At 36.7% G+C, this 13169-nt stretch carries 7 protein-coding genes and 1 pseudogene; 7 read left to right on the top strand and 1 reads right to left on the bottom strand.

The annotated features are described in order from the left end of the window. Positions 1-187 precede the first annotated feature (187 nt). From trmFO to AC3E7H_RS00365, 6 genes are all read left to right on the top strand, one after another. Positions 188-1522 carry a methylenetetrahydrofolate--tRNA-(uracil(54)-C(5))-methyltransferase (FADH(2)-oxidizing) TrmFO gene (gene trmFO, locus AC3E7H_RS00340; RefSeq protein ID WP_075228692.1) on the top strand — a complete coding sequence of 445 codons (1335 nt, stop codon included), beginning with the start codon at positions 188-190 and terminating at the stop codon, positions 1520-1522. A gap of 86 nt (positions 1523-1608) precedes the next feature. After that, positions 1609-2343, top strand: a complete 735-nt coding sequence (gene pyrH / locus AC3E7H_RS00345) for a UMP kinase (RefSeq protein ID WP_000433488.1) — start codon at positions 1609-1611, stop codon at positions 2341-2343. Between the two features lie 9 nt (positions 2344-2352). Next, entirely contained in the window at positions 2353-2910 is a 558-nt protein-coding gene (gene frr / locus AC3E7H_RS00350) for a ribosome recycling factor (protein WP_001262232.1), read from the top strand. A 60-nt stretch (positions 2911-2970) separates the two neighbouring features. Further along, a complete protein-coding gene (gene cvfB, locus AC3E7H_RS00355) occupies positions 2971-3825 on the top strand; it encodes an RNA-binding virulence regulatory protein CvfB (RefSeq protein WP_075228693.1) in 855 nt (284 codons plus the stop codon). A gap of 8 nt (positions 3826-3833) precedes the next feature. Then, the gene (locus AC3E7H_RS00360; protein WP_001232087.1) at positions 3834-4049 is read left to right on the top strand and encodes a YozE family protein; all 216 of its coding nucleotides are present in this window, start codon (positions 3834-3836) and stop codon (positions 4047-4049) included. 154 nt (positions 4050-4203) lie between these two features. Beyond that, complete coding sequence (locus AC3E7H_RS00365; RefSeq protein ID WP_049509524.1) at positions 4204-5190, top strand: PhoH family protein; 987 nt, start codon at positions 4204-4206, stop codon at positions 5188-5190. Here AC3E7H_RS00365 and AC3E7H_RS00370 read toward each other — a convergent pair. Next, positions 5156-6142 (bottom strand): annotated as a pseudogene (locus AC3E7H_RS00370) (transposase). The gene AC3E7H_RS00365 and the pseudogene AC3E7H_RS00370 overlap by 35 nt on opposite strands. A 272-nt stretch (positions 6143-6414) precedes the next feature. On the opposite strand from AC3E7H_RS00370, the gene AC3E7H_RS00375 reads away from it, so the two are divergent. Next, positions 6415-12993 carry a S8 family serine peptidase gene (locus tag AC3E7H_RS00375; RefSeq protein ID WP_490675909.1) on the top strand — a complete coding sequence of 2193 codons (6579 nt, stop codon included), beginning with the start codon at positions 6415-6417 and terminating at the stop codon, positions 12991-12993. Positions 12994-13169 lie beyond the last annotated feature (176 nt).

A 13169-nucleotide genomic window follows, 5' to 3' on the forward strand; every position in this document is an offset into this window, starting at 1 on the left:
CCTGAGCCAAGAAATTCGAAAGCGAAGTAAGTCCTGTGGACTTTTTCAGCCTGAGCCAAGAAATTCGAAAGCGAAGTAAGTCCTGTGGACTTTTTCAGCCTGAGCCAAGAAATTCGAAAGTGAAGTAAGTCTGTGGACTTTTTCAATGTGAATTTTATCTTCTCACTCCCAAAGAGGTATTAGTGTCATGTCTCAATCTTATATCAATGTTATCGGTGCGGGATTGGCAGGTTCTGAAGCAGCCTACCAAATCGCGGAGCGTGGTATTCCAGTTAAACTTTATGAAATGCGTGGTGTCAAGTCAACACCTCAGCATAAAACTGACAATTTTGCCGAGTTAGTTTGTTCGAACTCACTGCGTGGGGATGCTCTTACAAATGCCGTAGGTCTCCTCAAGGAGGAAATGCGTCGCCTAGGTTCTCTTATCTTGGAATCGGCAGAAGCAACACGTGTTCCTGCTGGTGGTGCTCTAGCGGTTGACCGTGACGGTTTTTCTCAAATGGTTACTGAAAAGATTGCCAACCATCCCTTGATTGAGGTCGTTCGTGACGAAATTACAGAATTGCCAACGGATGCTATTACAGTTGTAGCGACTGGACCTTTGACTAGTGATGCCCTTGCTGAGAAAATTCACGCTCTTAATGGCGGTGACGGTTTTTATTTCTACGATGCTGCAGCGCCTATTGTGGATGTTAATACGATTGATATGAACAAGGTTTATCTCAAATCTCGTTATGATAAGGGAGAAGCAGCCTATCTCAATGCTCCTATGACCAAACAAGAGTTTATGGATTTCCATGAAGCCTTGGTCAATGCGGAAGAAGCTCCGTTAAATTCTTTTGAAAAAGAAAAGTATTTTGAAGGATGCATGCCAATCGAAGTCATGGCTAAACGGGGTATCAAAACCATGCTCTATGGTCCTATGAAACCAGTTGGTTTGGAGTATCCAGACGATTACACAGGTCCTCGTGACGGAGAATTTAAGACACCATACGCTGTAGTTCAGCTTCGTCAGGATAATGCGGCAGGTAGTCTTTACAATATCGTTGGTTTTCAAACTCACCTTAAATGGGGCGAACAAAAACGTGTCTTCCAAATGATTCCAGGTCTTGAAAATGCAGAGTTCGTTCGCTATGGAGTCATGCACCGCAATTCTTACATGGATTCACCAAATCTTCTTGAACAGACATACCGTTCTAAGAAACAGCCAAATCTATTCTTTGCTGGTCAGATGACGGGTGTGGAAGGCTATGTTGAGTCAGCGGCATCAGGTCTAGTAGCTGGTATTAACGCAGCTCGTCTTTTCAAGGGCGAAAGCGAGGCTATTTTCCCAGAGACAACGGCAATTGGAAGTCTAGCTCATTACATCACACATGCTGACAGCAAACATTTCCAACCAATGAACGTCAATTTCGGAATTATCAAGGAATTGGAAGGCGACCGCATTCGTGATAAGAAGGCTCGTTATGAAAAAATTGCAGAGCGTGCCTTGGCTGATTTGGAAAACTTTTTATCCGTTTAAAATTTTCAAAAGAATAACTCATGAGACTATAAAATTCTCAAAAAATGTGATAAAATAGTTTGAATAAAATAAAGGAGCGAAGTCAGGTGGAACCCAAATATAAACGTATTTTGATTAAGTTATCAGGTGAGGCCCTTGCTGGCGAGCGTGGTGTCGGAATTGATATCAAAACTGTTCAAGCAATGGCTCAAGAAATTCAAGAAGTACATAACTTAGGAATTGAGATTGCTCTCGTAATCGGAGGAGGAAATCTCTGGCGTGGAGAACCTGCTGCAGAAGCTGGAATGGATCGTGTACAAGCAGACTATACAGGAATGCTTGGAACCGTTATGAATGCTCTTGTGATGGCAGATTCATTGCAACAAGTTGGTGTGGATACACGTGTTCAAACAGCCATTGCTATGCAACAAGTAGCAGAACCTTACGTTCGTGGTCGTGCCCTTCGTCATCTTGAAAAAGGACGCATTGTTATCTTTGGTGCGGGAATTGGTTCACCATACTTCTCAACAGATACAACAGCAGCCCTTCGTGCAGCTGAAATTGAAGCGGACGCTATCTTGATGGCTAAGAATGGGGTTGATGGTGTCTACAATGCTGATCCTAAAAAAGATAAGACAGCCGTTAAATTTGAAGAATTGACTCACCGTGATGTCATTAACAAAGGGCTTCGTATCATGGACTCAACAGCTTCTACACTTTCAATGGATAATGATATTGACTTGGTAGTTTTCAACATGAACCAACCAGGAAATATTAAACGTGTTGTATTTGGTGAAAATATCGGAACTACAGTTTCAAATAATATCGAAGAAAAGGAATAAGAAATCATTATGGCAAACGCAATCGTAGAAAAAGCAAAAGAGAGAATGACCCAATCTCACCACTCACTTGCTCGTGAGTTTGGAAGTATTCGTGCTGGCCGTGCTAATGCTAGCTTGCTTGACCGCATCCACGTTGAGTACTATGGTGTTGAAACACCACTTAACCAAATTGCTTCTATCACAATCCCAGAAGCGCGTGTTTTGTTGGTAACACCATTTGACAAATCATCTTTGAAAGATATCGAACGTGCTTTGAATGCTTCAGACCTAGGTATCACACCAGCTAACGATGGTTCTGTTATTCGTTTGGTAATCCCAGCTCTCACAGAAGAAACTCGTCGCGACCTCGCTAAAGAAGTGAAAAAAGTCGGTGAGAATGCTAAAGTTGCTATCCGTAATATCCGTCGTGATGCTATGGACGAGGCTAAGAAACAAGAAAAAGCTAAAGAAATTACTGAAGACGAATTGAAGACTCTTGAAAAAGATATTCAAAAAGCAACAGACGATGCTGTAAAACACATCGACGAAATGACTGCCAACAAAGAAAAAGAAATCTTGGAAGTCTAAGAAATAAACAGAAAAACTCAGTTGGCATTGCTGGCTGAGTTTTATTCGAAAGAAGGAAACATGAATACAAATCTTGCAAGTTTTATCGTTGGACTCATCATCGATGAAAATGACCGTTTTTACTTTGTTCAAAAGGATGGTCAAACATATGCCCTAGCTAAAGAAGAAGGTCAGCATACAGTTGGTGATACGGTCAAAGGTTTTGCTTACACAGATATGAAGCAAAAATTGCGCCTCACTACTACAGAAGTGACTGCAACTCAGGAACAATTTGGTTGGGGAACCGTAACAGAGGTTCGTAAGGACCTTGGGGTTTTTGTTGATACAGGATTACCAGACAAGGAAATCGTTGTGTCACTAGATATTCTCCCTGAACTGAAAGAACTCTGGCCAAAGAAGGGCGACAAACTCTACATCCGTCTTGAAGTAGACAAGAAAGACCGTATCTGGGGCATCTTAGCTTATCAGGAAGACTTCCAACGATTGGCTCGTCCTGCCTACAATAACATGCAGAATCAAAATTGGCCAGCCATTGTTTACCGTCTTAAGTTATCGGGAACCTTTGTCTATTTACCGGAAAATAATATGCTGGGCTTCATCCATCCAAGTGAGCGTTATGCAGAACCTCGTTTGGGGCAAGTGTTAGATGTACGTGTTATTGGCTTCCGTGAGGTGGATCGCACACTTAATCTTTCACTTAAACCTCGCTCTTTTGAGATGTTGGAGAACGATGCGCAGATGATCTTGACTTACTTGGAAAGTAATGGTGGATTTATGACCTTAAATGACAAATCTTCACCAGATGACATTAAAGCGACTTTTGGTATCTCGAAAGGTCAGTTTAAAAAAGCGCTTGGTGGTTTAATGAAAGCTGGCAAAATTAAACAAGACCAGTTTGGTACTGAATTAATTTAGGGAGGCTTATGAGAAAATCATTTTATACTTGGCTCATGACCGAGCGCAACCCTAAAAGCAATAGTCCCAAAGCAATTTTAGCGGATCTTGCCTTTGAGGAATCCGCTTTTCCGAAACATACAGATGATTTCGATCAAGTGAGTCGATTTTTAGAAGAACATGCTAGCTTTTCCTTTAATATGGGAGACTTCGATCGTATCTGGCAGGAATATTTAGAACATTAAGTCTACTAGATGAGGTTTGGGATAGTAATTTCTCAGCCTCTTTGCTATAATATAGTCATTCAGTTTAACTTTTACTAGGTCCTAATCGACTTTTTAACTACTAAAAGCAAACGAAACATTATATAAAATTAAAAGAGTTAGAGAGGTTCTTTATTTGAAGGAACATTCAATAGACATTCAGCTTAGTCATCCAGATGATTTATTTCATCTTTTTGGTTCTAATGAGCGCCATCTTCGTTTGATGGAGGATGAGTTAGATGTCATCATCCATGCTCGTACAGAGATTGTACAAGTCTTGGGAGCAGAGAATGCTTGTGAGGAAGCCCGCCAAGTAATTCAAGCCTTGATGGTCTTGGTCAATCGTGGAATGACTGTTGGAACTCCGGATGTGGTGACAGCCATTACCATGGTTAAGAATAATGAAATCGATAAGTTTGTCGCCCTCTATGAAGAAGAGATTATCAAGGATAATACAGGTAAGCCCATCCGTGTTAAAACTTTGGGTCAAAAGCTTTATGTGGATAGTGTCAAGCAACACGATGTGACCTTTGGGATTGGGCCGGCAGGAACAGGTAAGACCTTCTTAGCAGTGACTTTGGCCGTAACAGCCCTCAAGCGTGGACAAGTCAAGCGAATCATATTGACACGTCCAGCAGTAGAAGCAGGAGAGAGCTTAGGATTTCTTCCAGGTGATCTCAAGGAAAAGGTCGATCCTTATTTACGACCAGTTTATGACGCCTTGTACCAGATTCTTGGGAAAGATCAAACAACCCGTCTTATGGAACGTGAAATTATTGAAATTGCTCCTCTGGCCTATATGCGTGGGCGTACCTTGGATGATGCCTTTGTCATTCTCGATGAGGCGCAAAATACGACCATCATGCAGATGAAGATGTTCTTGACCCGTCTTGGATTTAACTCGAAAATGATTGTCAATGGGGATATTAGCCAGATTGACCTACCTCGTAATGTCAAGTCAGGTTTGATTGATGCTCAAGAAAAACTCAAGAATATTCATCAAATTGACTTTGTTCATTTCTCAGCCAAGGATGTGGTTCGCCACCCAGTTGTAGCTCAAATTATCAGAGCCTATGAACCTCTACCTGTCAAAGCTGAAGAAAGTGAAGAAGAAACAGAATAAAGAAAAAGGTTGGGCAAAAACTAGCTTTCCAATAAAACCACACAGTGATTCCAGTCTTGAATCAAATCAAGCTGAAAGAAACACTGTGTGGTTTTTGAATAGTGGATGTTTTAGAGGCTAGATTCTTGGCCAATTTGGTGAGATACGTGAACATAAAGATGAAATCCTATTTCTGTTTCGACAGCTTGTTTACCTCTGACATGCACTCTGCGCACGCCAAAAACACTCTTCAATCTACCAAAACGGGTTCAACATCAATTTTCCGTTTGGCATAGATTCGAGAGCCTTCTTCACTATGTAATGTTTGCTTAAGGAGTTCCTTAAAGTAATTCCAAGTTGGATTATAATGGATTTGTTTCTGATTCCCACTATCTGTTTTAGCCAACTGTTCTAACTCAGGAGTATCTTGAACTTTATCCGCCTCATAAATCTTGAAATCACGTTGAAAATCATACTTATCGGTTTGACTAGAGTAGTTCTTAAAGGAATAAACTATGCCATCGGGCTTTATAAACTGGTCCGTGTCCTCAAGATATTCCCAGTTCATTGGGTTATCTGTGCTCGTTTAGTACTTTTTAGTCAATTTTGATTAGGTTGTTGGCATGTTTACTGGAGTGGAAGTTATTAATCGTTTTATAGCTAACATAGGTATCTTGCCTCAACCATTTCATAGGAATGACTTCTTCGTTCATTTGAACGATTTTACGTCCAGAGAACACTTGACGAGCATAAGCTAACAGGGTCATCTTCATGAGCATGGCTGGATGAAAGGCAGGTCGGCCAGTGTAGGAGGTCTCTTCCAATAGAACTTGACTAGGAATACTGTCCACATAGAGGCTAATCATTCTCGTTCGTGAATTAGTGGAATATCGTAGGCAAGATTCACTTCCAAACTTAACTGAGTTTTTGGTGGTTTTAGTAGTGGTTCAACTTGATTCCTACTATTCTTGATGGTGTGAATGTGCTTATAATGTATTCCAGTTAACCACGAAAGCTTTGGATTTCATAAAATTAACACAGGTTAAAAAACAAATTAATGTGTGTTAATTTTTTCTTGACTTAAATTTTTTTAATTGATATACTATTTTTCAGAGAGCTAACAATTATATATAAATGTACTACTCTATTTCCTAGATAATACTTCATAAAACTTTTTATAACAAAGGCTAGCAAAGTTAAAGTTTTCTATCTTTAGGAAGTTAAATAAATATGTAAGGAATTAAAATGAAAAAAAGTACAGTATTGTCATTAACCACAGCTGCAGTTATTTTAGCAGCATATGTCCCTAACGAGGTAGTCTTAGCAGAAACATCTAGTTCTGAAGATGCTGTAACTATCTCTGATAAAGAAAAAGTAGCAGTAGATAAGGAAACAGAAAATAAAGAGAAACATGAAGATATTCATAATGCTATAGAAACTTTAAAGCATACTGAAGAGAAGAAAACAACAATTATTGAGGAAAAAGAAGTTGTTAGTAAAAATCCTGTGATAGACAATAACACTAGCAATGAAGAAGCAAAAATCAAAGAAGAAAATTCCAATCAATCCCAAGGAGATCATGCGGACTCATTTGTAAATAAAAACACAGAAAATCTCAATAAAGAAGATAAAGTTGTATATATTGCCGAATTTAAAGATAAAGAATCTGGTGAAAAAGCAATCAAGGAATTAGCCAATCTTAAGGATACAAAAGTTTTATATACTTATGATACCGTTTTTAACGGTAGTGCTATTGAAACAATCAAATCTAATCTGGACAAAATTAAACTAATAGAAGGTATCTCATCGGTTGAACGATCACAAAAAGTCCAGCCAATGATGAATCATGCTAGAAAGGAAATTGGAGTTGAAGAGGCAATGGATTACCTAAAGTCTATCAATGCTCCATTTGGTAAAAATTTTGATGGTAGAGGTATGGTCATTTCAAATATCGATACCGGGACAGATTATAGGCATAAGGCCATGAGGATTGATGATGATGCTAAAGGCTCAATGAGATTTAAAAAAGAAGACTTAAAAGGTACTGATAAAAAATTCTGGTTGAGTGATAAAATCCCTCATGCTTTCAATTATTATAATGGTGGTAAAATCACTGTAGAAAAAGCTGATGATGGAAGCGATTATTTTGATCCACATGGGATGCATATTGCCGGGATTCTTGCGGGAAATGATACTGAAAAAGATATCAAAAACTTTAACGGAATAGATGGAATTGCTCCTAATGCACAGATATTCTCTTATAAAATGTACTCTGACGCAGGATCTGGCTTCGCAGGAGATGAAACAATGTTTCATGCTATTGAAGATTCCATCAAACACAATGTCGATGTTGTTTCGGTATCATCTGGCTTTACAGGAACAGGTCTTGTAGGTGAGAAATATTGGGAAGCTATTAGAGCGTTAAGAAAAGCAGGCATTCCAATGGTTGTAGCTACGGGTAACTATGCGACTTCTGCTTCAAGTTCGTCTTGGGATTTAGTAGCAAATAATAATCTGAAAATGACCGACACTGGAAATGTAACACGAACTGCAGCACATGAAGATGCGATAGCGGTCGCTTCTGCTAAAAATCAAACAGTTGAGTTTGATAAAGTTAACATAGGTGGAGAAAATTTTAAATACAGAAATATAGGGGCCTTTTTCGATAAGAATAAAATCATAACAAATGAAGATGGTTCAAAAGCTCCTAGTAAATTGAAATTTGTATATATAGGCAAAGGTCAAGACCAAGATTTGATAGGATTGGATCTTAAGGGCAAAATTGCAGTAATGGATCGAATTTATACCAAGGATTTGAAAAATGCTTTTAAAAGAGCTACGGATAAGGGCGCACGCGCCATTATGGTTGTAAATACTGTCAATTACTACAATAGAGATAATTGGGCAGAGCTTCCAGCTATGGGATATGAAGCGGATGAAGGAACTACTAGTCAAGTATTTTCAATTTCAGGAGATGATGGTGTAAAGCTATGGAACATGATTAATCCTGATAAAAAAACTGAAGTCAAAAGAAATAATAAGGAAGATTTTAAAGATAAATTGGAGCAATACTATCCAATTGATATGGAAAGCTATAATTCCAATAAACCGAATGTAGGTGACGAAAAAGAGATTGACTTTAAGTTTGCATCTGACACAGACAAAGAACTCTATAAAGAAGATATCATAGTTCCAGCAGGATCCACATCTTGGGGACCAAGAATAGATTTACTTTTAAAACCTGATGTTTCAGCACCAGGTAAAAATATTAAATCCACGCTTAATGTCATTAATGGGAAATCAACTTATGGTTATATGTCAGGGACTAGTATGGCAACTCCAATCGTTGCAGCTTCTACTGTTTTGATTAGGCCCAAGTTAAAGGAAATGCTTGAAAGACCTGTGTTGAAAAATCTTAAGGGAGATGACAAAATAGATCTTACAAGTCTTACAAAAATAGCCCTACAAAATACTGCACGGCCCATGATGGATGCGACTTCTTGGAAAGAAAAAAGTCAATACTTTGCATCACCTAGACAACAGGGAGCAGGTCTAATTAATGTTGCCAATGCTTTGAGAAATGAGGTTGTAGCGACTTTCAAAAACACAGATTCTAAAGGTTTGGTAAACTCTTATGGTTCTATTTCTCTTAAAGAAATAAAAGGAGATAAAAAATATTTTACAATTAAGCTTCACAATACATCAAACAGACCTTTGACCTTTAAAGTTTCAGCATCAGCAGTAACTACAGATGCTCTAACTGACAGACTCAAACTGGATGAAACATATAAAGACGAAAAATCTCCAGATGGGAAGCAAATTGTTCCAGAAATTCACCCAGAGAAAGTAAAAGATGCAAATATTACATTTGAGCATGACACTTTCACTATAGGCCCAAATTCTAGCTTTGATTTAAATGCGGTTATAAATGTTGGAGAGGCTAAAAACAAAAATAAATTTGTAGAATCATTTATTCATTTTGAGTCTGTGGAAGAAATGGAAGCTCTAAACTCCAATGGGAAGAAAACAAATTTCCAACCTTCTTTATCGATGCCTTTAATGGGATTTGCTGGGAATTGGAACCACGAACCAATCCTTGATAAATGGGCCTGGGAAGAAGGTTCAAAATCAAAAACAATGGAAGGTTATGATGATGATGGTAAACCAAAAATTCCAGGAACCTTAAATAAGGGAATTGGTGGAGAACATGGTATAGATAAATTTAATCCAGCAGGAGTTATACAAAATAGAAAAGATAAAAATACAACATCCCTAGATCAAAATCCAGAATTATTTGCTTTCAATAACGAAGGGATCAACGCACCATCATCAAGTGGTTCTAATATTGCTAAAATTTATCCTTTAGATTCAAATGGAAATCCTCAAGATGCTCAACTTGAGAGAGGATTAACACCTTCTCCACTTGTATTAAGAAGTGCAGAAGAAGGAATGATTTCAATAGTAAATACAAATAAAGAGGGAGAAAATCAAAGAGACTTAAAAGTCATTTCGAGAGAACACTTTGTTAAAGGAATTTTAAACTCTAAGAGAAATGATGCAAAGGGAATCAAATCTTCTAAACTAAAGGTTTGGGGTGACTTGAAATGGGATGGACTCATCTATAATCCTAGAGGGAAAGAAGAAAATGCACCAGAAAGCAAGGATACCAAAGATCCAGCTACTAGGATAAGAGGTCAATTTGAACCAATTGCAGAAGGTCAATATTTCTATAAATTTAAATATAGATTAACTAAAGATTATCCATGGCAGGTTTCCTATATTCCTGTAAAAATTGATAACACAGCCCCTAAGATTGTTTCGGTTGATTTTTCAAATCCTGAAAAAATTAAGCTGATTACAAAGGATACTTATCACAAGGTAAAAGATCAATACAAGAATGAAACTCTATTTGCGAGAGATCAAAAAGAACATCCTGAAAAATTTGACGAGATTGCCAACGAAGTTTGGTATGCTGGCGCCGCTCTGGTTAATGAAGATGGAGAGGTTGAGAAAAATCTTGAAGTAACTTACGCAGGTGAGGGTCAAGGAAGAAATAGAAAGCTTGACAAAGATGGAAATACCATTTATGAAATTAATGGTGCAGGAGATTTAAGAGGAAAAATCATTGAAGTCATTGCACTAGATGGCTCTAGTAATTTCACAAAGATTCATAGAATTAAATTTGCTGATCATGCTGATGAAAAGGGGATGATTTCCTATTATCTAGTAGATCCTGATCAGGATTCATCTAAATACCAAAAGCTTGGCGAGATTTCCGAATCTAAATTTAAAAATTTAGAAAATAGAAAAGAGGATAGTCTTAAAAAAGATACAACTGAAGTAGAACATCATCAAGACAATGAAGAGTCTATCGAAGAAAAATCTAGCTTGACTATTCATAAAACTATTTCAACAATTAGAGAGTTTGAAAGTAAAGACTTTAAGAAACTCATTAAAAAGAAATTTAGAGAAGTTGATGACTTTACAAGTGAAACTGGTAAGAGAACAGAAGAATACGATTATAAATACGATGATAAGGGAAATATCATTGCTTATGACGATGGTAGTGCCTTAGAATATGAAACTGAAAAACTTGACGAAATCAAATCAAAAATTTATGGTGTTCTAAGCCCGTCTAAAGATGGACACTTTGAAATTCTTGGAAAGATAAGTAATGTTTCTAAAAATGCCAAGGTATACTATGGAAATAACTATAAATCGATAGAAATCAAAACGACCAAGTATGATTCCCACTCAAAAACGATGACATTTGATTTATACGCTAATATTAATGATATTGTGGATGGATTAGCTTTTTCAGGAGATATGAGATTCTTTGTTAAAGATGATGATCAGATAAAAGCTGAAACTAAAATTAGAATGCCTGAAAAAAATAAGGAAACTAAAACAGAATATCCCTATGCATCAAGTTATGGGAATGTAATAGAATTAGGAGAAGGAGATCTTTCAAAGAACAAACCAAACAATTTAACGGAAATGGAATCTGGTAAAATCTATTCTGATTCAGAAAAACAACAATATCTGTTAAAAGATAACATTATTCTAAGAAAAGGCTATGCACTAAAAGTGACTACCTATAATCCTGGAAAAACGGATATGTTAGAAGGAAATGGAGTCTATAAAAAGGAAGATATAGCAAAAATCCAAAAGACCAATCCTAATCTAAGAGTCCTTTCAGAAAAAATAATTTATGCTGATAGTAGAAATGTTGAAGATGGAAGAAGTACTCAATCCGTATTAATGTCGGCTTTGGACGGCTTTAACATTGTAAAATATCAAGTGTTTACCTTTAAAATGAACGATAAAGGGGAGGCAATCGATAAAGATGGAAATCTGGTGACAGATCCTTCTAAACTGGTATTATTTGGTAAGGATGGTAAAGAGTACACTGGAGAGGATAAGTCCAATGTAGAAGCTATAAAAGAAGATGGCTCTACGTTATTTATTGATGCAAAACCAGTAAATCTTTCAATGGACAAGAACTACTTTAATCCATCTAAATCTAATAAAATTTATGTACGAAATCCAGAATTTTATTTAAGAGGTAAGATTTCTGATAAGGGTGGTTTTAACTGGGAGTTGAGAGTTAATGAATCGGTTGTAGATAATTATTTAATCTACGGAGATTTACACATTGATAACACTAGAGATTTTAACATTAAGCTTAATGTTAAAGACGGTGACATCATGGACTGGGGAATGAAAGACTATAAAGCAAATGGATTCCCAGATAAGGTAACAGATATGGATGGAAATGTTTATCTTCAAACTGGCTATAGCGATTTGAATGCGAAAGCGGTTGGAGTACACTATCAATTTTTATATGATAATGTTAAACCAGAAGTAAACATTGACCCTAAGGGAAATACTAGTATTGAATATGCTGACGGAAAATCTGTAGTCTTTAATATCAATGATAAAAGAAATAATGGATTCGATGGTGAGATTCAAGACAAACATATTTATGTAAATGGAAAAGAATACAAATCATTTGATGATATTAAACAACTAACAGATAAGACACTAAACATTAAGATTGTTGCAAAAGATTTCGCAAGAAATACGACCGTAAAAGAATTCATTTTAAACAAGGATACGGGAGAGGTGAGCGAACTAAAACCTCAGATGGTAACTGTGACCATTCAAAATGGAAAAGAAATGAGTTCTAAGATAGTGTCGGAAGAAGATTTCATTTTACCTGTCTATGAGGGTGAATTAGAAAAAGGCTATCAATTTGATGGCTGGGAAATTTCTGGTGTCGAAGGGAAAAAAGATGCTGGTTATGTTATTAATCTATCAAAAGATACCCTTATAAAACCTGTATTCAAGAAAATAGAGGAGAAAAAGGAGGAGGAAAATAAACCTACTTTTGATGTATCGAAAAAGAAAGATAAGGTGCAAGCAAATCATAATCAATTAGATGAAAGTCACAGAAAAGAGGATTTACAAAGAGAAAATCATTCACACAAATCTGATTCAACTAAGGATGTCAAAACTACAGTTCCTGTACAAGTAAATTATAGTCAATTAGATGAAAGTCAAAGATCTGATTCAACTAAGGATGTTACAGCTCCAGTTCCTGATAAAAATGATAAAAACTTTGAAAATAAGAAAGAAGTTTATCTTAATGAACCAGAGAACATAGCTAATAAACATACTAATATTGATAGTAAGTCAACTACTAATAATACTGATAGATTACCAAAAACCGGAACAGTTAGCGAAGTCTTCACGTCATTGGTTGCCGGAATAATGTTTACCTTAGGTGCATTTCTTGGATTAAAGAAAAAAGATCAAGATTAAGACAAAAGCTATAGAAAAATGGTTTGTGTACTGAGATTAGATAGTGTGATGATGAGACAATTTTGTGAAAATAGCCATTTATAACTCAATTATTTAGTTTGCTTTGATAGTGATACTCTTTTTGGATTTATTAATGGACTTAGCTTAGATAACTAATGAATTGATTGAAAGGGTTA

Source organism: Streptococcus sp. SCPM-O-B-15304 (M98) (assembly GCF_058200215.1).

What these genes read in the sequence shown, in the direction of transcription:
- trmFO (WP_075228692.1), top strand. Translation starts at nt 188, where the DNA reads ATGTCTCAATCTTATATCAATGTTATCGGTGCGGGATTGGCAGGTTCT.
- cvfB (WP_075228693.1), top strand. Translation starts at nt 2,971, where the DNA reads ATGAATACAAATCTTGCAAGTTTTATCGTTGGACTCATCATCGATGAA.
- AC3E7H_RS00360 (WP_001232087.1), top strand. Translation starts at nt 3,834, where the DNA reads ATGAGAAAATCATTTTATACTTGGCTCATGACCGAGCGCAACCCTAAA.
- AC3E7H_RS00375 (WP_490675909.1), top strand. Translation starts at nt 6,415, where the DNA reads ATGAAAAAAAGTACAGTATTGTCATTAACCACAGCTGCAGTTATTTTA.
- frr (WP_001262232.1), top strand. Translation starts at nt 2,353, where the DNA reads ATGGCAAACGCAATCGTAGAAAAAGCAAAAGAGAGAATGACCCAATCT.